The sequence below is a fragment of the Pseudomonas sp. TCU-HL1 genome (genome assembly GCF_001708505.1).
Taxonomy (GTDB): domain Bacteria; phylum Pseudomonadota; class Gammaproteobacteria; order Pseudomonadales; family Pseudomonadaceae; genus Metapseudomonas.
On sequence record NZ_CP015992.1, the window covers coordinates 112,412 to 135,930 of the forward strand.

General features: G+C 60.9%; 10 protein-coding genes, 4 tRNA genes, 3 rRNA genes and 2 pseudogenes. 10 read left to right on the plus strand and 9 right to left on the minus strand.

Translation table 11 applies throughout. The annotated features are described in order from the left end of the window. Positions 1-104: 104 nt before the first annotated feature. From THL1_RS00530 to THL1_RS00545, 4 genes are all read right to left on the minus strand, one after another. A complete protein-coding gene (locus tag THL1_RS00530; RefSeq protein ID WP_069081452.1) occupies positions 105-2,624 on the minus strand; it encodes a LuxR C-terminal-related transcriptional regulator in 2,520 nt (839 codons plus the stop codon). Between the two features lie 159 nt (positions 2,625-2,783). Further along, on the minus strand, positions 2,784-4,154 hold the full coding sequence (locus THL1_RS00535; RefSeq protein WP_069081453.1) for a DUF1329 domain-containing protein: 1,371 nt from the start codon (positions 4,152-4,154) through the stop codon (positions 2,784-2,786). Positions 4,155-4,171: 17 nt separating this feature from the next. After that, positions 4,172-5,938, minus strand: a complete 1,767-nt coding sequence (locus THL1_RS00540) for a DUF1302 domain-containing protein (RefSeq protein WP_069081454.1) — start codon at positions 5,936-5,938, stop codon at positions 4,172-4,174. A 194-nt stretch (positions 5,939-6,132) separates the two neighbouring features. Then, positions 6,133-7,041, minus strand: a complete 909-nt coding sequence (locus THL1_RS00545) for a LysR family transcriptional regulator (protein WP_069081455.1) — start codon at positions 7,039-7,041, stop codon at positions 6,133-6,135. 192 nt (positions 7,042-7,233) lie between these two features. Between THL1_RS00545 and THL1_RS00550 the strand changes: the two genes are divergently transcribed. The 8 genes from THL1_RS00550 to THL1_RS00585 all read left to right on the plus strand — a co-directional run bounded on the left by THL1_RS00550 (position 7,234) and on the right by THL1_RS00585 (position 16,571). Continuing rightward, on the plus strand, positions 7,234-8,415 hold the full coding sequence (locus tag THL1_RS00550; protein ID WP_069081456.1) for an acyl-CoA dehydrogenase: 1,182 nt from the start codon (positions 7,234-7,236) through the stop codon (positions 8,413-8,415). A 66-nt stretch (positions 8,416-8,481) separates the two neighbouring features. Further along, positions 8,482-9,705, plus strand: a complete 1,224-nt coding sequence (locus tag THL1_RS00555; RefSeq protein ID WP_069081457.1) for a CaiB/BaiF CoA transferase family protein — start codon at positions 8,482-8,484, stop codon at positions 9,703-9,705. Between the two features lie 560 nt (positions 9,706-10,265). Next, positions 10,266-11,802, plus strand: a 16S ribosomal RNA gene (locus THL1_RS00560). Positions 11,803-11,867: 65 nt separating this feature from the next. Further along, a tRNA-Ile gene (locus tag THL1_RS00565) sits at positions 11,868-11,944 on the plus strand. Positions 11,945-11,976: 32 nt separating this feature from the next. Further along, positions 11,977-12,052, plus strand: a tRNA-Ala gene (locus THL1_RS00570). Positions 12,053-12,279: 227 nt separating this feature from the next. Then, a 23S ribosomal RNA gene (locus tag THL1_RS00575) occupies positions 12,280-15,170 on the plus strand. Positions 15,171-15,306: 136 nt separating this feature from the next. Then, positions 15,307-15,422, plus strand: a 5S ribosomal RNA gene (gene rrf / locus THL1_RS00580). The 16S, 23S and 5S rRNA genes sit together here with 2 tRNA genes alongside, the layout of an rRNA operon. Positions 15,423-15,578: 156 nt before the next feature. After that, positions 15,579-16,571, plus strand: a complete 993-nt coding sequence (locus tag THL1_RS00585) for an asparaginase (protein WP_069081458.1) — start codon at positions 15,579-15,581, stop codon at positions 16,569-16,571. Between the two features lie 756 nt (positions 16,572-17,327). On the opposite strand, the gene THL1_RS00590 is transcribed toward THL1_RS00585, so the two are convergent. Beyond that, positions 17,328-17,404 (minus strand) — tRNA-Arg (locus tag THL1_RS00590). An 877-nt stretch (positions 17,405-18,281) separates the two neighbouring features. Here THL1_RS00590 and THL1_RS00595 point away from each other — a divergent pair. Further along, a complete protein-coding gene (locus THL1_RS00595) occupies positions 18,282-19,658 on the plus strand; it encodes a hypothetical protein (RefSeq protein ID WP_069081459.1) in 1,377 nt (458 codons plus the stop codon). A 30-nt stretch (positions 19,659-19,688) separates the two neighbouring features. Here the strand turns inward: THL1_RS00595 and THL1_RS30435 are convergent. The 4 genes and pseudogenes from THL1_RS30435 to THL1_RS00610 all read right to left on the minus strand — a co-directional run. After that, positions 19,689-19,930: pseudogene (locus tag THL1_RS30435) on the minus strand (hypothetical protein); the annotation flags it as partial. 84 nt (positions 19,931-20,014) lie between these two features. Beyond that, positions 20,015-20,673: pseudogene (locus THL1_RS00600) on the minus strand (IS256 family transposase); the annotation flags it as partial. 7 nt (positions 20,674-20,680) lie between these two features. After that, entirely contained in the window at positions 20,681-21,448 is a 768-nt protein-coding gene (locus THL1_RS00605) for a tyrosine-type recombinase/integrase (RefSeq protein ID WP_083245785.1), read from the minus strand. Between the two features lie 111 nt (positions 21,449-21,559). Then, positions 21,560-21,634, minus strand: a tRNA-Arg gene (locus THL1_RS00610). Between the two features lie 322 nt (positions 21,635-21,956). Here THL1_RS00610 and gabD point away from each other — a divergent pair. After that, complete coding sequence (gene gabD, locus THL1_RS00615) at positions 21,957-23,408, plus strand: NADP-dependent succinate-semialdehyde dehydrogenase (protein ID WP_069081460.1); 1,452 nt, start codon at positions 21,957-21,959, stop codon at positions 23,406-23,408. Positions 23,409-23,519: the final 111 nt, after the last annotated feature.

Consider the following 23,519-nt stretch of genomic DNA (forward strand, 5'->3'; position numbering starts at 1 on the left):
ATCAACCCGTTACCCATGTCTCCCGACAAGCGTTACCCATCTATCCCGGCTGAACACTATGCGCACCAGCGGGGTTCCGGTGCGCGCGGCGCACCTACCGGAGCTCACACCAGCAAGCCGAGGGTCTTGGCGCGCATCACCGCTTGGGTGCGGCGCTTCACACCAAGCTTGCTGTTGATCTTCTTGGTATGCGTTTTCACCGTGTTCACCGAGATGAACAGGTAGCCGCCGATCTCCTGGTTGGAGAAACCTTCGGCCAGAAGTTGCAGCACGGCCCGTTCTCGCTGGCTGAGCAGGCTCGCCTGATCGCTGTCGACGGTCACGTTGCTGTCGCCGCATGCGTGACCGCGCAGCAGGCCGTGCATGCCCAGTCGCTCCGCCTGTGCCAGGGCCTGGCGTTCCAGTTGCGCGGCGTCGGCCCTGCCGAGGGCGCGCCAGGCGGCGGACAGGGCCAGGCGTACCTCGCAGCCGAGCGGCACGAACTGCTGGGTCTGGCAGTGCTCGAGCAGGTCCTGGAGCAGCGCTTCGGCCTGTTCGGCCAGGCCGGTTTCCAACTGCGCGCGTGCCAGGAGCAATTGATTGCGCAGCGGCAGGGTGGGGTAGTCCAGCGGTGCCATCCAGGCGCGCTCGCCCACGAAGTAGCGTTGGATACGCAGTGCCACGGGCTCGATACGGTCCCAGCGCCCCTGGCGAGCGAGCACGCGCATGCCCTGCAGGTTCAATACGCCGCTGTAGACGTAGCGCCAGACCTGGCGGCAATGCATCTGCCGCTCGGCTTCGCGCAGCTCCTGGAAGGCCTGGTCGAACTGGTCGCGGCGGGCGCGCAGTTCCGCCAGGCCCAGGAAGCCGTGCAGGGCGAAGGGGTCCTGGCAGCCCTGGGCCTGCTCCAGGCCGGCCTTGAGGGCGCGTTCAGCGTCGTCCAAGCGATCACCGATCAGGTACAGCTCGGCCTGGACCAGATGCAGGCGCCCAAGCACCAGGCTGTCGACCTGCTTGCGCTGGCCGATCAGGGCGAAGCTTTGTTCCAGTAAGGTCTGGGCGCGGCCGAATTCGCCACGCAGCAGGAGCAGGCGGATGCGGTCAAGGTTGATCAGCACCTCGAACAGCAGGCTGCCCTGGCGACGCGCGGTCTCCAGCGCCTTGTGCAGATAGGGTTGCGCCTCTTCCGGGGCGCCGCTGGCCATGGCCATTCGTGCCAGGGTGGAGTAGCAGAACAGGATGGGCATCCAGTCGTGCTCGGGCAGATGTTGCAGGGCTTCCTGGCAATGCTGCCGTGCGCTGGCCACGGCCTGGCTGCGCATCGCGGCGAGCACACCGTTCAGCGCCTGCCAGTTGGCTATCAACTTGCGGTTTCGCTGGGCAGTGGGTTGCGGCAGGAAGTGGCCGAGCTTGGCGATGCAGGCTTCCGCTTCGTCCAGGCGCCAGGAGATCAGCAGGCCCCAGGCATTCAGGCTGAGCAGGCGCGGGGTGCTTTCCAGCAGCGGGGCGGGAAGGCGGGCCCGCCAGGCGAGCAGGTGGGCCAGATGCTGTTCACCGGTCAGCCACTCCTGCCCAAGGCGCTCCAGGTAATTGGCGGCTGCTTCCTGCTGGCCCGCGCAAAGGGCCTGTTCGATGGCGTCTTCCACCTGGCCGGCGGCAATGAACATGCGGCAGGCGCTGAGGTGCAGGCGGGTCGCGGCCGCCTCGCTGATGCGGTGGCGCAGGGCGCGTGCCACGGCAGGCAGTACCCGGTACCAGGTGCCGTGTTCGTCCAGTGGCATGCAGAAGGCCTGGCGCGCCAGCAGCCGTTCGAAGAGCTCGGCGCCGTCGCTGTCCTCCCAGAGGTGCTGGCAGAGGCCGGCGGACACCTTCGGCAGGTGGGCCAAGGCGAACAGGCAGTTGGCTTCTTCGGGGCTCAGGCGATTGAGCAGCTCGTGGTCGAGGTATTCCTTGAGCCAGCAATGGTTACCGCTGGCGCTGGTCGGTGCTTTGCCGGAGAGGTGCAGGCGCACGCCAGCGCACCAGCCTTCGGTTTCCTGCCAAAGCTCTTCGCGCAAGGCTGCGCCGGAGTGCGGGGCCAACTGGTTCACCAGGCGTTCGTGCTGCTGGCGGTCGAGTGCCAGCTGGGTGGCGTCCAGTTCCAGCAGTTCGCCCGCCAGCAGCAGGCGTGGCAGGTTCCAGGCCGGGCGCTGTCGTACGCTGACCAGCAGGCGCAGGTCCGGAAGTGCGCGGGCGAGCAGTTGGTCGATGCAGTCGTCGAGGCCGGCGAGCGGGTGGCCGGGGTAGTCGTCCAGGACCAGCCAGACCGGCGCGCCGCGATGGCTCAGCAGCAACTGCAGGGCCTGTGCGGCCGGGAGCGGCGGGGAATCCTGGCCCAGCTCGGCGGCAAGTTGCGCGACCAGTTGCTCGGGGGCCAGGGCGTGGCCGGCGAGATTGAGCCAGATGACCAGGCCGGGGTCGGCCTGGGCGCGCAGGAATTCGTTGAGCAGCACGCTCTTGCCGAAACCGGCTGGGGCGCAGAGCAATCGTAGTTGGGCATCCTGGGTGGCGAGGCGCTCGACCAGCCGCGGGCGAGGAACGTGGGCCGGCGGAAGGCGCGGCAGGCGAGACGGAATGGCGTGCGGAGTCTGGCCGAGGCAGGGCATGGGGCGGTTCTCGCAGCGTTGTTGTTATGGATGAACCGGACCCTCGCAGACTAGATGGCCCCTGAGTGGGCTTGAAGCAGCATGGATAGCGCTGATAGCGCGCCATAAGGGCGCTGGGAGCAGGTGAGAAGGGCGCCCCTGGCAGGGCGCCCTTTAGGGTCAGCGAATGCCCGCGTTGCGCAGGGCGGCCGGGGTGTAGTCGGCGCCGCTGGCGGCGAAGCCGAACTCGATGCCGTGCTTTTCTTCGTTCTTCAGGCCGAGGGCGATGTAGCGCCCGGCGATGATGTCGTAGAGGGCTTCCACCGCGTAGGTGCTGACCTGACGCTGGTAGTGGTAGCTGGCGTGGCCTTCGCCCACGCGCCAGAGCTGGCCGCGACCGTCGTAGTGATCCGCATAGGCGATCTGCCAGCTGTCTTCGTCGATGAAGTAGTGGCGCTTGGCATAGATGTGGCGCTCATTGGGTTTGAGGGTGGCGACCACTTCCCAGACGCGGTGCAGCTCGTAGCGGGTGAGATCCTGGTTCAGGTGGCCCGGCTGGAGGATTTCCTTGTACTTGAGCTTGGGCGACTCGAGCTTGTAGCTGTTGTAGGGGATGTACATCTCCTTCTTGCCCACCAGCTTCCAGTCGTAGCGATCCGGCGCGCCGGAGAACATGTCGAAGTTGTCGGCGGTGCGCATGCCATCGGCGGCGGTACCAGGGCCGTCGTAGGCCACCTGCGGGGCGCGGCGTACGCGACGTTGGCCCGCGTTGTAGAGCCAGGCCAGGCGCGGCTCTTTTACCTGGTCGATGGTTTCGTGCACCAGCAGAACGTTACCCGCCAGGCGCGAGGGGGCCAGTACTCGCTGCTTGAAGTAGAGCAGCACATTGGCTGCCTTTTCCTTTTCCAGTTGGGCCATGTCCGCCGGGAAGGCCACTTCGTCCTGGAACTGCACGGGGGTGAAGGAGCCGTTGGTCTGCGGCGTAGCCTGGACGACCAAGCGGCGGGCGTTGCCGCCGCGGTAGCGGGTGATGTGGTTCCACAGCGCCTGGACGCCGTCCTTGGGAATGGGGAAGGCGTAGTAGTGGCTGTCGGCGAAGTTGGACAAGCCGTTGCCGCCATCCACCGGCTGGGTGTTGAGGGCGCTCTGCCTGGCCGCGTCATAGACCGCCTGCGGCACGGCTGCGCTGCGGTGGCTGGGGTAGACCGGAATCTTGTAGGTGCTGGCGTAGCGCTTGAACATCGCCATCTGCCCGGGGGACAGCTTGTCCTTGTACTGCTCGGCGTTGGCGGCGGTGATGGTGAACAGTGGCTGCTCGCTGGCGTAGGGGTCAGCGAGGAAACCGTTGGAATCGACCACGGAGGCATTGGTCGGCAGCCCGCCGGTCCAGGCCGGGATGCTGCCGTCGGCGTTGCCGACCTTTTCCGCGCCCAACGGGGTGAGGCTGGCGCCGAGCTGCGCCGCTTCATCCGGGGTGACGGCGGCCATGACATGGGCAGCGAGCAGGCTGAGGGCCAGGACGCCACTTTGCAGGATGCTTCTCTTGTTCATTCTGGGAATCCTTGCAATTAGAAGTTGAGGCCGAAGCTGAGGGCGACGAAGTCGCGGTCGGTGGTGACGTTGTAGTGGCCGCCGAAGAAGTCGGTGTAGCTGAGGCTCGCGGTGTAGGTGTTCTGGTACTCGGCGTTGAGGCCGAGGCTGATGGCCTTGGAACCTTCGTTGAAGTTCGGGCCGTAGCCGTCGACGTCGTGGGACCAGGCGACGCTCGGAGTCAGGTTGATGCCGGCAAAGACGTTGCTGTACTCCAGACTGGCGCGGGCGCGGTAGCCCCAGGAACTACTGGTGTAGAAGCCCTTGTCGTTGCATTCGCGCTGCTGCGGGCTGCTGGCGGTGAGTGCCAGGCACACGGCCTGGCTGGACAGTCGGCCGGGGCCATAGATCGGGTCGCGGCCGTAGCGCAACTCGCCGATGTCGTCGTTCAGGCCGCCGATGTGGTTGTAGCCCACCTCGCCGACCAGGGTCAGGCGGCTGGCGCCCAGGACCTGGTCGATGAACTGGGTAGCGGTGACCTGGGCCTGGGTGACCGGCTTGCGCACGTAGCCGTGCAGGTCTTCGCCGGCGCGGTTGCGTGCATGACCGCTCTCGAAGACCGGCGAGTTGGGCACGCCGAGGGCGGCGAAGGACAGGTCGGTGCTGTTGATCTGCAGCGGCATGTTCGGACGGAAGCTGACTTCGCCCGCCACCGAGGTGCCTTCGATGTTGGTCTGGAAGCTCAGGCCGTAGAGGCGGATATCCTCGGGGTACTCGATAAAGTAGCGTGCCGCCGGGGCGCCAGGAATGACCCGAGGGTCCGGCCGGGTGGTGCGGATGGTGCTGAAGATCGGGCCGCGGCTGTGGTAGTTCATCGCGTAGGCGCCGAACTCGGTGTCGTTGAACTCGGGCACGAACCAGCGGATGGCCACGCCGAACTGGCCGCTGTCACGGGCGTCCCGATCCCCGGCGCGGGGGATATACAGGGTGGCGCCCCTGTTGGGGGACACACCGGGCGGCAGGTCCGGCCCGTTGACCACCAGGCGGTCGACGCAGCCATCGGCCACCACGTCTGACGTGGAGAAGAAAGTGCCGCAGTTGTCCGCCACCGTCTGGTCCCACTCGAGCTGGTAGAAGGCTTCGGCGGAGAGGTTGTCGGTCAGGCTCTGGGACAGGTAGATCATGTTCACCGGGATCAGGCCTTCCTTGATCTCGGCACCCGGGCGGCGGAAGGCTGCAGCGTCGATGGGGTTGATCGAGTTGATGCTGTTGCCGATGAAGGTGCTTTCGCCCCAGCTCACCACCTGCTTGCCGATACGGAAGCTGCCCGGCAGGTCGCCCAGGTTGTAGTTGTGATAGAGGAAGGCGTCGAGCAGTTGCGCGCCAGAGGAGCGGGCGCCTTCCTTGCGGTTGTGGTCGTCGATGTCATAGAAGAGCCGATGCTCGTCCTTCAGCTCGAAGTCGTACCAGTACTTGCCGCGAAGGAACACGCCGGTATCGCCGTACTTCAATTCCAGGTCGTGGATGCCCTTGAAGATCTTCGAGAACGTCTCCCCTTTCTTGAAGTTCAAGCGGCCGTCGTCAGAGGTCCGCGAGAGCGCCTCGCCACCACTGGCGGTGGAGATGAATTCGGGATCGGGTGAGCGCACGGCCCAACTGGCGCCGACCGAGAGGGAGGAGTCGAACTGTGCTTCGATTTCGCCAATGTTGAACGTGATGGCAGAGGCCTGGGCGCTGCAACCCAGGGCGACGGCGGCGGCCAGCGTGTGCGGCCGGAAGATTCCGCGCATTGTTCTTGTTGTCATGCGGCTCTCCAGAGCGGGTCTTGGGAGGCTTCATGCTAATCAGCCGCTTCCTGCGCCATAACTGCCTGAACGGGCGATTTCACCCATCACCCGAGTGGGTGATCGGGGCGCTGCACGGGGGCTCGGAATGGGCATTACCTCTTTCGGCGTATGGGCGCGGGAGAAAAGGTGCTACCGGGGGTTACAGCGGCCCGTCAGTCCAGGCCGGCTTCGTTGCGGTACTGGCGGGCGGCTTCTACCAGCCAGTCACGGAAGGCGCCGAGGGCGGCGGACTCCAGCTTGCGCTCCGGGATGATCAGATAATAGGCCTTGTCACTACGGAAACTGTGGGGGTGAGCGATCACCAGGCGACGGTCCGCCAGTTCGCGCTGGATCAGGAAAGGCGGAATCAGCGCCACGCCCATTTCGTGCATGGCGGCCTGGGCCAGCATCGAGAACAGCTCATGGCGCGGGCCGCTGAGATCACGGGCCACATTCATGCCCAGGGAGTTGAACCACTGGCGCCAGGCGTAGGGGCGGGTGGTCTGCTGCAGCAGGGGCAGGCGGGCGATGGCCTCGGCGTCCAGGCCGTCGCTACCCTGCAGCAGGGTCGGGCTGCACACCGGCACCGAGTACTCGTGCATCAGGAAGTCGGCGCGGGTACCGGACCATTCGGCATCGCCGAAATAAAGTGCGGCATCGAAGTCGGTGTCGGCGAAGAGGAAGGGACGGGTGCGGTTGGTCAGGTTGACCGTGACTTCCGGGTGAAGGCGCTGGAAGTCCTTCAGTCGCGGCAGCAGCCACTGGGTACCGAAGGTCGGAACGATGGCCAGCTCGACCGTCATCGCACCTTGCTGGCCCATCACGGCCAGGGTGTCGCGCTCCACGGCATCGAGTTGGGTGGCGATACGCCGGGAATAGGCCAGTCCGGCTTCGGTCAGCTTCACCCCGCGCCGCGAACGGCGAAACAACTCCAGGCCGAGGAATTCTTCCAGCCCGGCAATCTGCCGGCAGATTGCGCTCTGGGTCAGGGCCAGCTCATCGGCTGCCTTGGTGAAACTCTGGTGGCGAGCGGCCGACTCGAAGGCGATCAAGGCGGCGGTACTGGGAATCTTCCGGCGCATGCTGTACCTCTGCGTCACAAGTAGCGGCTTAAAATGGGGCTTTGTGGTTCTTCGGAGTGAGAAATTAGCACAACAGCATGCGAAATCCTCGTTTGTCCGATCCGGCCTAGGCTGTCTAGGATGCGCCGACACTAATAAGGCAGGGCCGCGCGATGGCTCAGCCCCTGAACCCCGCTTACCGAGGACACTCCCATGGCCGCCAAAGCAAGCTTCAACTGGATCGACCCGCTGCTGCTGGATCAGCAACTCACCGAAGAAGAGCGCATGGTGCGTGACAGTGCCCAGCAGTTCGCCGCCGACAAACTGGCCCCGCGCGTGCTGGAAGCCTTCCGCCATGAGCAGACCGACCCGGCGATCTTCCGCGAGATGGGCGAGACTGGCCTGCTCGGCGCGACCATCCCGGAAGCCTACGGCGGCAGCGGCCTGAACTACGTGTGCTACGGCCTGATCGCCCGTGAAGTCGAACGCGTTGATTCCGGCTATCGCTCGATGATGAGCGTGCAGTCCTCGCTTGTGATGGTGCCGATCAACGAGTTCGGTAACGAAGCCACCAAGCAGAAGTACCTGCCGAAACTGGCCAGCGGCGAATACATCGGCTGCTTCGGCCTGACCGAGCCGAACCACGGCTCCGATCCGGGCTCGATGATCACCCGCGCCAAGAAGGTCGACGGCGGCTACCGCCTGACCGGCAGCAAGATGTGGATCACCAACAGCCCGATCGCCGACGTCTTCGTGGTCTGGGCCAAGGACGATGCCGGCGAGATCCGTGGCTTCGTCCTCGAGAAGGGCTGGCAGGGCCTGTCCGCCCCGGCGATCCATGGCAAGGTTGGCCTGCGCGCCTCCATCACTGGCGAGATCGTGATGGACAATGTCTTTGTGCCGGAAGAAAACGCGTTCCCGGACGTCCGTGGTCTGCGTGGCCCGTTCACCTGCCTCAACTCGGCTCGCTACGGTATCTCCTGGGGCGCCCTGGGTGCCGCTGAAGCCTGCTGGCACACCGCGCGCCAGTACGTGCTGGACCGCAATCAGTTCGGTCGTCCGCTGGCCGCCAACCAGCTGATCCAGAAGAAGCTGGCCGACATGCAGACCGAGATCACCCTGGCCCTGCAAGGCTGTCTGCGTCTGGGCCGGATGAAGGACGAGGGCACTGCCGCGGTGGAAATCACTTCGATTATGAAGCGCAACTCGTGCGGCAAGGCGCTGGATATCGCGCGCATGGCCCGTGACATGCTGGGTGGTAACGGCATTTCCGACGAGTTCGGCGTGGCTCGCCATCTGGTCAACCTGGAAGTGGTGAACACCTACGAGGGTACTCACGACGTCCACGCGCTGATCCTCGGTCGCGCACAGACTGGCATCCAGGCGTTCTTCTGACCCTTCAACGGGCCTCTCTTCTATATAGAAGAGAGGCCGGTTCACTTTGCGAACCCAGGTGATCCCATGGCTGGTGCGCTCTCCCATATCCGTGTGCTCGACCTCTCCCGTGTACTGGCCGGCCCCTGGTCCGGCCAGATCCTCGCGGACCTGGGGGCCGAGGTAATCAAGGTCGAACGTCCCGGCTCCGGCGACGACACCCGTGCCTGGGGACCACCGTTCCTCAAGGGCGCCGATGGCCGGGATACCAGCGAGGCGGCGTACTTCCTCGCGGCCAACCGCAACAAGCAGTCGGTGACAATCGATTTCACTCGCCCCGAAGGCCAGCAACTGGTCCGTGATCTGGCGGCAAAGTCCGACATCCTCATCGAGAACTTCAAGGTGGGGGGGCTGGCGGCATACGGGTTGGACTACGAGTCGCTGAAGGCCATCAACCCGCGTCTTATCTATTGCTCGATCACCGGCTTCGGCCAGTTCGGTCCCTACGCCAAGCGCGCGGGCTACGACTTCATGATCCAGGGCCTAGGTGGGCTGATGAGCATCACCGGGCGCTCGGATCAGGAAGAGGGCGCCGGGCCGGTCAAGGTAGGTGTAGCGCTCACCGACATCCTCACCGGGCTTTATTCCTCCGTGGCCATGCTGGCCGCGCTGGCTTCGCGGGAGATCACCGGGAAGGGGCAACACATCGACATGGCCCTGCTCGACGTGCAGGTGGCCTGCCTGGCTAACCAGGCCATGAACTACCTGACCACGGGTAATCCGCCGCGTCGCCTGGGCAACGCCCATCCGAACATAGTGCCTTATCAGGATTTTCCGACTGCGGATGGGGATTTCATCCTCACCGTTGGCAATGACAGCCAGTTCCGCAAGTTTTGCGAGGTCGCCGGTCATCGGGAGTGGGCGGACGACCCGCGTTTTTCAACCAACAAGGCCCGCGTTGCCCATCGAGCCGAGCTGATTCCCCTGATTCGCCAGGCGACGGTCTTCAAGACCACGGCCGAGTGGGTCAGTGCACTGGAAGAAGTCAGTGTGCCCTGCGGGCCGATCAACGACCTGGCGGCAGTCTTCGCCGACCCTCAGGTGCAGGCCAGGGGTCTGCGTGTCGACCTCGACCACCCTCTGGCGGGTGTGGTGCCCCAGGTGGCGAGTCCGCTGCGCCTTTCCGAAACGCCAGTGGAGTACCGCATGCCGCCGCCGCTTCTCGGCGAACATACTCAGGAAGTGCTGCAGCGCCTACTGGGCCTGGCTGCGGAGCAGGTGGAAGGCTTGCGCAAGGCGGAAGTCATCTAGCCCTTCTTATGAAGTCATCTAGCCCTTCTTATATAGGTGCGAAAGGCGTGCTGAAGATACTTTCAAAAAGGTGTTGACGGCAGATTCTGCATCCCTATAATGCGCACCTCTTCCGGCACAGTTGCCAAGCAAAACTCCTTGTAAATCAATGAGTTGAATGATTGGTGAGGGTGGCGGGAGGTTCCGCTTCGCAAGATTCGCCGCAGGCGAATGAAGTGGGAACGGAGGCGTTGACAGCGGGTTTGAACGCTGTAGAATGCGCCTCCCGCTGACGAGAAGAGTGATTCGGATCGGCAGCGCAAGCGGTTGAGTAGAAAAGAAATTTTCGAAAAACAGCTTGACAGGAAGAAGGGCTGCGGTAGAATGCGCGGCCTCGGTTGAGACGAAAGACTTGATCGAAACGCTCTTTAACAACTGAATCAAGCAATTCGTGTGGGTGCTTGTGAGGTAAGCCTGATAGTCAACTGATTATCAGCATCACAAGTAACACTCGTGAATTCGAGAGTTTATTTGCGATTGCTGAGCCAAGTTTAGGGTTTTCTCAAAACCCAAGCAGTATTGAACTGAAGAGTTTGATCATGGCTCAGATTGAACGCTGGCGGCAGGCCTAACACATGCAAGTCGAGCGGCAGCGGGTCCTTCGGGATGCCGGCGAGCGGCGGACGGGTGAGTAATGCCTAGGAATCTGCCTGGTAGTGGGGGATAACGTTCGGAAACGGACGCTAATACCGCATACGTCCTACGGGAGAAAGTGGGGGATCTTCGGACCTCACGCTATCAGATGAGCCTAGGTCGGATTAGCTAGTTGGTGGGGTAATGGCTCACCAAGGCGACGATCCGTAACTGGTCTGAGAGGATGATCAGTCACACTGGAACTGAGACACGGTCCAGACTCCTACGGGAGGCAGCAGTGGGGAATATTGGACAATGGGCGAAAGCCTGATCCAGCCATGCCGCGTGTGTGAAGAAGGTCTTCGGATTGTAAAGCACTTTAAGTTGGGAGGAAGGGCAGTCAGTTAATACCTGGTTGTTTTGACGTTACCAACAGAATAAGCACCGGCTAACTTCGTGCCAGCAGCCGCGGTAATACGAAGGGTGCAAGCGTTAATCGGAATTACTGGGCGTAAAGCGCGCGTAGGTGGTTCAGCAAGTTGGAGGTGAAATCCCCGGGCTCAACCTGGGAACTGCCTCCAAAACTACTGAGCTAGAGTACGGTAGAGGGTAGTGGAATTTCCTGTGTAGCGGTGAAATGCGTAGATATAGGAAGGAACACCAGTGGCGAAGGCGACTACCTGGACTGATACTGACACTGAGGTGCGAAAGCGTGGGGAGCAAACAGGATTAGATACCCTGGTAGTCCACGCCGTAAACGATGTCGACTAGCCGTTGGGATCCTTGAGATCTTAGTGGCGCAGCTAACGCGATAAGTCGACCGCCTGGGGAGTACGGCCGCAAGGTTAAAACTCAAATGAATTGACGGGGGCCCGCACAAGCGGTGGAGCATGTGGTTTAATTCGAAGCAACGCGAAGAACCTTACCTGGCCTTGACATGCTGAGAACTTTCCAGAGATGGATTGGTGCCTTCGGGAACTCAGACACAGGTGCTGCATGGCTGTCGTCAGCTCGTGTCGTGAGATGTTGGGTTAAGTCCCGTAACGAGCGCAACCCTTGTCCTTAGTTACCAGCACGTTATGGTGGGCACTCTAAGGAGACTGCCGGTGACAAACCGGAGGAAGGTGGGGATGACGTCAAGTCATCATGGCCCTTACGGCCAGGGCTACACACGTGCTACAATGGTCGGTACAAAGGGTTGCCAAGCCGCGAGGTGGAGCTAATCCCATAAAACCGATCGTAGTCCGGATCGCAGTCTGCAACTCGACTGCGTGAAGTCGGAATCGCTAGTAATCGTGAATCAGAATGTCACGGTGAATACGTTCCCGGGCCTTGTACACACCGCCCGTCACACCATGGGAGTGGGTTGCTCCAGAAGTAGCTAGTCTAACCGCAAGGGGGACGGTTACCACGGAGTGATTCATGACTGGGGTGAAGTCGTAACAAGGTAGCCGTAGGGGAACCTGCGGCTGGATCACCTCCTTAATCGAAGACATCAGCTTCTTCATAAGTTCCCACACGAATTGCTTGATTCAATTGCGAAGGCGATTGGGTCTGTAGCTCAGTTGGTTAGAGCGCACCCCTGATAAGGGTGAGGTCGGCAGTTCGAATCTGCCCAGACCCACCAATTGTCGCGGGGTCGACTGACCGCTGGACATTGGGGCCATAGCTCAGCTGGGAGAGCGCCTGCTTTGCACGCAGGAGGTCAGGAGTTCGATCCTCCTTGGCTCCACCATCTCCAGGCTGACCAAGAGCTCAGAATTGAATATCCGTTGTGGGATATTGAATTCTGGACTTTGTTTCAGAATCGTTCTTTAAAAATTCGGGTATGTGATAGAAGTGACTTGTTGAGTGTTTCACTGCACTCAATGATTCAAGGTAAAATTTGCGAGTTCAAGCGCGAATTTTCGGCGAATGTCGTCTTCACCGCCATGCTCACAGGCAGATTGCTTGGGGTTATATGGTCAAGTGAAGAAGCGCATACGGTGGATGCCTTGGCAGTCAGAGGCGATGAAAGACGTGGTAGCCTGCGATAAGCTTCGGGGAGTCGGCAAACAGACTTTGATCCGGAGATCTCTGAATGGGGGAACCCACCTAGGATAACCTAGGTATCTTGTACTGAATCCATAGGTGCAAGAGGCGAACCAGGGGAACTGAAACATCTAAGTACCCTGAGGAATAGAAATCAACCGAGATTCCCTTAGTAGTGGCGAGCGAACGGGGATTAGCCCTTAAGCTTCTTGGATTTTAGCGGAACGCTCTGGAAAGTGCGGCCATAGTGGGTGATAGCCCCGTACGCGAAAGGGTCCAGGAAGTGAAATCGAGTAGGACGGAGCACGTGAAACTTTGTCTGAATATGGGGGGACCATCCTCCAAGGCTAAATACTACTGACTGACCGATAGTGAACCAGTACCGTGAGGGAAAGGCGAAAAGAACCCCGGAGAGGGGAGTGAAATAGAACCTGAAACCGTATGCGTACAAGCAGTGGGAGCCTACATTGTTAGGTGACTGCGTACCTTTTGTATAATGGGTCAGCGACTTATATTCAGTGGCGAGCTTAACCGAATAGGGGAGGCGTAGCGAAAGCGAGTCTTAATAGGGCGTTTAGTCGCTGGGTATAGACCCGAAACCGGGCGATCTATCCATGGGCAGGTTGAAGGTTAGGTAACACTGACTGGAGGACCGAACCGACTACCGTTGAAAAGTTAGCGGATGACCTGTGGATCGGAGTGAAAGGCTAATCAAGCTCGGAGATAGCTGGTTCTCCTCGAAAGCTATTTAGGTAGCGCCTCACGTATCACTCCAGGGGGTAGAGCACTGTTTCGGCTAGGGGGTCATCCCGACTTACCAAACCGATGCAAACTCCGAATACCTGGAAGTGTCAGCGTGGGAGACACACGGCGGGTGCTAACGTCCGTCGTGAAAAGGGAAACAACCCAGACCGTCAGCTAAGGTCCCAAAGTTCTAGTTAAGTGGGAAACGATGTGGGAAGGCTTAGACAGCTAGGAGGTTGGCTTAGAAGCAGCCACCCTTTAAAGAAAGCGTAATAGCTCACTAGTCGAGTCGGCCTGCGCGGAAGATGTAACGGGGCTCAAACTAGACACCGAAGCTACGGGTTCGTCGTAAGACGAGCGGTAGAGGAGCGTTCTGTAAGCCTGTGAAGGTGAGTTGAGAAGCTTGCTGGAGGTATCAGAAGTGCGAATGCTGACATGAGTAACGACAATGCGAGTGAAAAACTCGCACGCCGAAAGACCAAGGGTTCCTGCGCAACGTTAATCGACGCAGGGTGAGTCGGCCCCTAAGGCGAGGCAGAAATGCGTAGTCGATGGGAAGCGGGTTAATATTCCCGCACTTCTAGTTACTGCGATGGAGGGACGGAGAAGGCTAGGCCAGCTTGGCGTTGGTTGTCCAAGTTTAAGGTGGTAGGCCGAACACTTAGGCAAATCCGGGTGTTCAAGGCCGAGAGCTGATGACGAGTGTTCTTTTAGAACACGAAGTGGTTGATGCCATGCTTCCAGGAAAAGCTTCTAAGCTTCAGGTAACTAGGAACCGTACCCCAAACCGACACAGGTGGTTGGGTAGAGAATACCAAGGCGCTTGAGAGAACTCGGGTGAAGGAACTAGGCAAAATGGCACCGTAACTTCGGGAGAAGGTGCGCCGGTGAGGGTGAAGCATTTACTGCGTAAGCCCATGCCGGTCGAAGATACCAGGCCGCTGCGACTGTTTATTAAAAACACAGCACTCTGCAAACACGAAAGTGGACGTATAGGGTGTGACGCCTGCCCGGTGCCGGAAGGTTAATTGATGGGGTTAGCGCAAGCGAAGCTCTTGATCGAAGCCCCGGTAAACGGCGGCCGTAACTATAACGGTCCTAAGGTAGCGAAATTCCTTGTCGGGTAAGTTCCGACCTGCACGAATGGCGTAACGATGGCGGCGCTGTCTCCACCCGAGACTCAGTGAAATTGAAATCGCTGTGAAGATGCAGTGTATCCGCGGCTAGACGGAAAGACCCCGTGAACCTTTACTGTAGCTTTGCACTGGACTTTGAGCCTGCTTGTGTAGGATAGGTGGGAGGCTGTGAAGCGAGGACGCCAGTTCTCGTGGAGCCATCCTTGAAATACCACCCTGGCATGCTTGAGGTTCTAACTCTGGTCCGTCATCCGGATCGAGGACAGTGTATGGTGGGCAGTTTGACTGGGGCGGTCTCCTCCTAAAGAGTAACGGAGGAGTACGAAGGTGCGCTCAGACCGGTCGGAAATCGGTCGTAGAGTATAAAGGCAAAAGCGCGCTTGACTGCGAGACAGACACGTCGAGCAGGTACGAAAGTAGGTCTTAGTGATCCGGTGGTTCTGTATGGAAGGGCCATCGCTCAACGGATAAAAGGTACTCCGGGGATAACAGGCTGATACCGCCCAAGAGTTCATATCGACGGCGGTGTTTGGCACCTCGATGTCGGCTCATCACATCCTGGGGCTGAAGCCGGTCCCAAGGGTATGGCTGTTCGCCATTTAAAGTGGTACGCGAGCTGGGTTTAGAACGTCGTGAGACAGTTCGGTCCCTATCTGCCGTGGACGTTTGAGATTTGAGAGGGGCTGCTCCTAGTACGAGAGGACCGGAGTGGACGAACCTCTGGTGTTCCGGTTGTCACGCCAGTGGCATTGCCGGGTAGCTATGTTCGGAAGAGATAACCGCTGAAAGCATCTAAGCGGGAAACTCGCCTCAAGATGAGATCTCACTGGGATCTTGAATCCCCTGAAGGGCCGTCGAAGACTACGACGTTGATAGGTGGGGTGTGTAAGCGCTGTGAGGCGTTGAGCTAACCCATACTAATTGCCCGTGAGGCTTGACCATATAACACCCAAACAATCTGGTGATTGTGGGTGCGATGGGTGAAGTCGACAGACCGAAAATTGGCCTGAACCGCAAAACCAGACTGTCACATACCTGATTCGGGATCGCGTCTCGCGACGAGATCCCTACCGAATTGCTTGACGACCATAGAGCGTTGGAACCACCTGATCCCATCCCGAACTCAGCAGTGAAACGACGCATCGCCGATGGTAGTGTGGAGCTTCTCCATGTGAGAGTAGGTCATCGTCAAGCTTCTATCCCAAACCCCCGATCCGCTCACGCGGTTCGGGGGTTTGTCTTTGTGCGCGGAAAATATTGGCTCACGAAATCACCCTGCAGTAGCGATAGGACGACGCACTGTGCGGGATTAGGATGGCGGGACTGCAGTAGAACAAGAACGGAGATACCATGTCCCCCTCCCGCAAGCTCCTGGTGCTCTACACCGGCGGCACTATCGGCATGCAAATGACCGACGCCGGCCTCGCCCCAGCTTCCGGCTTTGAAGCACACCTGCGGGCCGAGCAATCTGCTCACCCGCAACGTCAGGTTCCTGACTGGATATTCCGCGAGCTGTCGCCACCCCTGGATAGCGCCAACATGACCCAGGCCAACTGGCTGGCGATGCGTGATGCCATTATCGAAGGTGTCGAGCAGGACAGCTGCGATGCTGTCCTGCTGCTGCACGGAACCGATACCCTGGCCTATAGCGCTTCCGCGCTGTCCTTCCTGTTGCTCGGTTTGCCAGTGCCGGTCATCCTCACAGGGTCGATGCAACCGGCCGGTGTTGAAGGCGGTGACGCCTGGCCCAACCTGTTCGGCGCCTTGGCCCTGCTCGCTAGTGGAGTCGCTCCCGGCGTGTATCTTTACTTCAACGGCTCGCTGTTGAACGGCGTTCGTGCGAGTAAGCTGAAAAGCGAAGCCTTCGATGCTTTCATCGAGTCCCATCGTCCTCTGTACGGCCATCGGGTTACTGACCTACCGCCTGAGCTTGGTTATCAAGCCCGTCGCCGAGTGGTCTCTCTCGCCGTACAACCACTGTTCCCAGGTCTATCGGCCACTCAATTGCACGCGGTGCTGGAAAGCGGTGTACAGGCGCTGCTGCTGGAATGCTACGGCAGTGGTACAGGCCCTTCGGATAACGCCGAACTGCTCCGAACCCTGAAGGAAGCCCACTCGCGTGGAGTAGTGCTGGCAGCCATCAGCCAGTGCCAGGAGGGGGCGATCGAGTTCGGTGTCTACGCTGCGGGCAGCCAGTTTGCTGCCAGCGGCTTGGTGTCATGCCGGGGGATGACCCGTGAGGCTGCGTTGGCAAAGCTCTTCAGCCTGCTTGGTGCGGGTCTGCCACAAGCGGAAGTGGAGCACTGGCTGACGCAGGATCTTTGCGGCGAAATGGCCAATTGAGGACGCTCCAACGTCAGGGGACCGGCATTGCGCCGGAGTCTTATCAATATCAGGCGTCACAGCATGATTGGCGAGATCAGCAGGCTTTCTCGAGTTCGTTCAGCAAGGCCTGGAGGAACCGCTCTAGTGATTCGACCTGGGGCGATTGGCCCAACTCTGGAAACTCCACCAGGGTCGCGTTGGGAATGCGCTCTGCAGTAGCGCGACCAAGAGCAGGATAGTCACCGAGAATATTGGCCAGGTTGGCAGATGCTCGACTTGCTCTAGGCGCAGTGCAGTCTTTTCCGCCAATAGCGTATGGGTGTTCTGTGCCAACTGGTTGAAGCTGAACTGGTAGCCTCTGGGTTTGCTCAAGGAGTGGAAGCTGATCTCGTCAGGCGTGATTACACGGTAACCGACGTTGCTCAATTCCTCGATGGTCTGCTCCCAGGTCGCGCCGTTGCTGTGCGACCGTTGGCCTGACCCTTTAGCGCGATGTCCATGTTGCCCGTGGTCAGCGCCTGACTCTGCTACTCAAATTTAAATCGTTGCAACGGGTAGGGATAGTCGAGGCCTTCGAGTTGCGGGCCGTAGCTGGGCATTTCGGCCAGGGCAAGGCTGCCGAGCAGCGCTGCAGCGAAGCGGATCATGCTGGGTTCGGATAAGGGCCAAGTGTGGCCAATCGGGGTGGGGCTTTGCGCGGGGATTGTTTTTTCGGATGTCTCGGAGGTGCGAAAGACAAAGGCCCCAGGATTTCTCCTGGGGCCTTGTCGTATTTGGCGCATCCGGCGGGATTCGAACCCACGACCCCTGCCTTCGGAGGGCAGTACTCTATCCAGCTGAGCTACGGATGCGTTGCGGGGCGCCATGATACCTGCGTCAGGCCAAATGTACAGCCTTGGTGGGGCTGGTGGATGGCGCACTGACGATAACGGCGAACCCACGACAAGCAATGTAGAAGGAGACTCTAGGCCCTGACAATTCTGTTGGTCATAGGGGCGTCCGGTCTTCAGTTCGTCGGCAAGTGGGAGAGGATTAGGAATGCCCTTCTGGGCAACTGGGTTGGCGCGGTGCTTCGGCCAGCAATTCTCGCCAGGCGGTGGCCATGCCATGTAGTTGTAGGGTCTTGGGTTGTGCGGCGCGATCAATGGACATACTGGCTGCTCCGCAGCTGCTCATAGCGTTGCACGCTGTCGTAGGCGCCGCGATACCCCTCGACCTGCAAGTCGTCATAAAGCCAGCGCGCCGTGCGCCGCTGCGCCTTGGGTAAGTGTTGCTCGGTGTTGAGCCAGGCTTGGAGCGTGACTTGAAACTCCCTCAGCTAGGGCGAGGGCTGTTGCTGACGTGAATACAGCGGCTCAGCATTGCTTGCGCACGGTAGGTCGCGAAAGCTTGAGGCTGCGGGCGATGGCGCTACTGGTTTCGCCACTGACCAGATGCCGCCGCCGGATTCCGGCAATGATGTCCATCGATAACACCCCAGATTCTCCGGCCAAAAGGCCGGATGGTTACACCCCCCGGGTGGAAACTATTGGACGCTATTTACCCCGGATATCTGGAAAGTTTTGCAGGCTGTTCTAGAATTCAAGATTACCACTTGAAAATCTTCGTACCGCTCGTACTGCGCTGTCGCGGCGTGGAGGGGGTGGCCGACAGTACGCTTCGAGCGGTTCGGCTAACATCCCATCAGCGCCGTCGAGGTCCTTGTTCTCTCCAATCAGGAGAAACGCCATGACGCATATCTGCAGTCCCTCGCCAGCACAACGGAGTGGAATCGCGGTCCGGAAGGTGCTGTTTGCAAGCTTGGGTTTGGTCCTGCTGGCACTTACAGAAAGGCCGGCGCACGGGCAGGTCTTGCTCACCGAGACGACATGGGGTGGGACTGGAGCCGAGGTCGCAACCGCTGTCGCCACGGCCGCCGACGGCAGCGCGTACCTCGTCGGCTCGACGGATAGCTTTGCCGTCGACCAGTTCAACCAGCCCGCGACGCGGATGTTCATCGTCAAGCTCTCGAATGGAGCGGTCGTCTGGCAGCGGATCTGGAACGGCCCAACCATCGTCGGGGTGACGGATGCGTCAGTGGCTGTCGCTGCCGACGGTTCAGTTTACGTGGCCGGCATCACCGCAGACGGTGGCGGAGACGCCGTGTTGCTGAAATTCGATCCGAACGGCACCCTGCTCTGGGTGCGGGCCTGGGGCGGTACCGCGTCCGATAGCGCCGGCGCGGTGGCGACGCACAGCGACGGCTCCGTCTACGTCGCGGGCCGGACAACCAGCTTCGGCCCGAGCTCCGCCGGGGTGTTCGTCCTGAAGTTCGATCCAGCGGGCGGTCTTGTCTGGCAACGTTACTGGGACGATGCCGCCGGTTTCGAGGCGATGGCCGTCTCGCCGGACGGCAGTGTCTACGCGGCCAGCTCGAAACTGCGGGGAAGCAATCTTTCCCAGTTCGACGTTATGGTGCTGAAGCTGACGCCAACGGGCGACCTGGTCTGGGCACGGACGTACGGGGCAGGCGAGGTCGTAGATGCGCGCGGCGGAATGGCCGCTGCCGCGGATGGGTCCATATACACGGCTGGCGCCATCCAGGCGGCTAAGGGCGGCATCATCGGCATCGCCGCACTGGTCCTGAAGATCGGGTCCGATGGCAGCTTGTTGTTCGGCAAGGAATGCTGCACCAGGGGCGGCGATACCGGTGAAGGCATCGCTGTGGCGCCCGACGGCTCGGTTCTTCTCGCCGGAACGACGACGGTGTTGGGCGTCGGCTCCCAGGATGCATTCGTCGCGCGCCTGGAATCGACCGGCAAGAAGGTGACGGCCGCGGCAACCTGGGGTGGCACCGGCTTCGAGACCGGCGGCGGGGTCGCGGCTGCGGCCGACAACACGGTGCGGCTTGCGGCGACAACGAACCAGGGCCCGCCGTATTCGCTGCTGGCGGCATCGCTGAAACTGTCCGCGCCGAAATTCACCGTCTCGACCCCTGCGGGAGGGCTCGTGGATCCGTCAGGAGCCACAGTTTCGACTCCGTCACACGGGGCGTCCGAACCGGCCGGCAGCACGACCTACAGCGGAAACTTCGAGTCGGCACTCATCTGGCTCACGCTGCCGTAATGGGTCAGCGTCGCCAGAACCGTGCGGGCGGATGGAGCGCGCACCAGTCAATCGCTCGGCCCATGCCGACGAGACGCCCGGCACCGCCTTGACGGCCGATTCGATGCGTGTGGTCAACTTGTCGATGCTGACGAGGTCGGAGCCGGCCACCTTGATGCCCGTCGCGAGATGTCGATGCGGTTGCGGATCGGCGGTACCCAGACGTCGGAAAGCCCCGGCACCCTGACGACGCGGTCGAGTTCCTCGACCAGCTCGTGCGGGGTCATGCTGGCGCAAACGCGGCCGTGAAAGCCATAGCGTCGATCGACCGTTCAGCCGACGATGCGGCGATCGCCAAGGCTCTCCGGGTGCTGGAGCGCCGGGAAGTTGTCCTGCACGCCGCGATTGCGCAACTCGGTCACCACCTGCAACCAGAACTTGGCGCCTTCGCTCTGCGCGATCCACAGGCCGAGGATTTCCTTCTCGCCAGCCAGGTTGATGCCGAGCGCCAGGTACACCACCTTCACCCGCACCGCGCCGTCGCGCACCTTGGTGTGGATGTAGTCCAGATAGACGATCGGGTAGACCGCATCGAGTGGCCGCGATTGCCAGGCCTTCACCTCGTCAGCCACCGCATCGGTCACCGAGGAAATCAGGCTGGGCGACACCTCGGCCTCGTACATCTCCTGCAAATGGGCCTGGATTTCGCGCACTGTCATGCCCCGGGCATACAGCGAGAGAATCTTGTCGTCGAAACCCGCCCAGCGGGTCTGGTGCTTCTCGACGATCTGCGGGTCGAAGGTGCCGTGGCGATCACGCGGCACCTCGATGGGCAGTTCACCGAACTCGCCCTTGAGCTTCTTGCGGCTGAAACCGTTGCGGGTATTGCCGGCAGGGTTGTTCATCGGCTGATGCTTGTCGTGCCCGAGGTGATGGGGCAGTTCGGCATCCAGCGCCCGCTCGACCAGCTTCTTGGTCAGCTGCTTGAGGATGCCGTCGGCACCGATCAGGTCTTTAGTTTTGGGTAGTTGCTCATGAGCCGGTTACACAAAAAATCGGCCCCCCTCCCTTGGGGTCAGTGGCAGCGTTCGTGGAAAGCCGTTCTTGGCGGCAGGTAGATGAGCTGTCCGCTGCTCCAGGCTGACATGCTTCCAGCGCAGCTCGAATAGCTCGCCTCGGCGCATGGCTGTCTCTAATGCGAGTTGTACGATGGGGCGAATCCAGGGATTGTGCGAACCGTCCGCATAGGTGCCGTCTTCTCGCCGTTCGTAGTATTCGAGTGCGCCCAGCAGATAGGTCTCTTCATCCGGTGCCAGGCGGCGGGAGCGCTCGTCGTTGTAGTTTGGCCGGCTGACCATTCGTACGGGATTGTCGGCTAGGTGAATGCCCCATTCGCGGCGGGCTACTTCCAGCACGTATTGGAACAGCGCGAGCTCGCGTTTGACGGTGTTTCCCTTGCGAACCGTTAGGCGCTCGTCACGATAGCGGGCGAAATCGGAAGAGGTGAGGGTAGCGACGATACGGCCGGCCAGTGGATGCCGTTTGAGGGCTTCGAGGCGTTTGATTTCCGAATAGGCGCCCTTGCGCTTGGGGGCGACTTCGGCAATGTAGCGGTTGATGAGTTCGCTGAACGGTGTGCGCTCCGCTTCGGCTCGGGAGACGAAGATGCCACGGTCCATTTCGCTTTCGATCATGCGCGCCCAGGCTTGAGCATCGGCTTTGGTTTCGAAGGTCTTGCGCTGGGCTGGATAGCCGTTGCGGCGGATCTGCACTTCCCACTGATACTCGCCACGGTTCCTGATCGTTGCCATTCCTACCATCCACGCCACATCAGCTGTGGCAAATTTGTGGCAAAAACGACTTTCAGGCCTAGGACAGGTTTTTGTCAGAAGCACATCCCTTTGATTTCAAAGGGAAGAAGATGGCGCTCCGGCGGGATTCGAACCCACGACCCCTCCTTCGGAGGGCAGTACTCTATCCCGCTGAGCTACGGATGCGTATGGGGGGCGCCATGGTGCCGATCTAAGGCCCTCGCGTCCACGCAAGATACCTTGTTCGCAATGTTGAACGATGGTCCCTTGTCTGGTCATCTTTGATCAGGATTTCGACAAACTGCACTGACTTTTTGTTGATTTTATCGAACGCGCTATTGCCCTTAAGTTCCCCGCACCCTAGGATTCGTTTGAGATTTCAAACGCCCCTTCGCCCTTCCATAAGCCGGACCGTTCCAATCGGCTTCGTCGTGGCCAAACGCGAATTGGCTGAAGCACAACAACTTGCCCCGGCGCCCCGTATCGTGCCGGAGTGAAGGAGACAGAGATGCAATTGAAAGACGCCACGCTGTTCCGCCAGCAAGCCTATATCGACGGCACCTGGCTGGACGCCGACAGCGGCCAGACCATCAAGGTCAACAACCCGGCCACTGGCGAAATCATCGGCACTGTGCCGAAGATGGGCACTGCCGAGACCCGTCGCGCCATCGAGGCCGCCGAACGTGCTCTGCCGGCCTGGCGTGCGCTGACTGCTAAGGAACGCGCCAACAAGCTGCGCCGCTGGTTCGAACTGCTGATGGAAAACCAGGACGACCTGGGCCGCCTGATGACCATCGAGCAGGGCAAGCCGCTGGCCGAAGCCAAGGGCGAGATTGCTTACGCTGCGTCTTTCATCGAGTGGTTCGCTGAAGAAGCCAAGCGCGTCTACGGCGACGTGATCCCCGGCCACCAGCCCGACAAGCGCCTGATCGTGATCAAGCAGCCCATCGGCGTGACCGCTGCCATCACCCCATGGAACTTCCCAGCCGCCATGATCACCCGCAAAGCCGGCCCGGCCCTGGCCGCTGGCTGCACCATGGTGATCAAGCCCGCTTCCCAGACTCCATACTCCGCCCTGGCCCTGGTCGATCTGGCCGAGCGTGCCGGTATTCCGAAAGGCGTCCTGAGCGTGGTGACCGGCAGCGCCGGCGAAGTCGGCGGCGAGCTGACCAGCAATCCGATCGTTCGCAAGCTGTCCTTCACCGGTTCTACTGAAATCGGTCGCCAGCTGATGGCCGAGTGCGCCAAGGACATCAAGAAAGTGTCCCTGGAGCTGGGTGGCAACGCGCCCTTCATCGTCTTTGACGACGCTGATCTGGACGCGGCCGTAGAAGGCGCCCTGATTTCCAAGTACCGCAACAACGGCCAGACCTGCGTCTGTGCCAACCGCCTGTACGTGCAGGACGGCATCTACGACGCCTTCGCCGAAAAGCTGAAGGCCGCCGTGGCCAAGCTGAAGATCGGCAACGGTCTGGAAGACGGCACCACTACCGGTCCGCTGATCGACGAGAAAGCCGTGGCCAAGGTCCAGGAACATATCGCCGACGCGGTTTCCAAAGGTGCCAAGCTGCTCGCCGGCGGCAAGCCCCACGCGCTGGGCGGCACCTTCTTCGAGCCGACCATTCTGGTCGACGTGCCGAAGAATGCTGCCGTGGCCAAGGAAGAGACTTTCGGTCCGCTGGCCCCGCTGTTCCGCTTCAAGGACGAGGCTGATGTCATCGCCATGGCCAACGACACCGAGTTCGGCCTGGCTTCCTATTTCTACGCCCGTGACCTGGGCCGCGTGTTCCGCGTGGCCGAGGCGCTGGAGTACGGCATGGTGGGTATCAACACCGGCCTGATCTCCAACGAAGTGGCGCCCTTCGGCGGCGTGAAGGCCTCGGGCCTGGGTCGCGAAGGTTCCAAATACGGCATCGAGGACTACCTGGAGATCAAGTATCTCTGCCTCGGCGGTATCTGATCCAAAGACGGGGCAAGGCGCGAAAGAGCGCGCGGCGCCCCAGCTCCACCCCAAAGCAAACAAGCCTCCGGCAAGTCCTCGCAGTCGATCATCGAATGCTGCGACGACCCC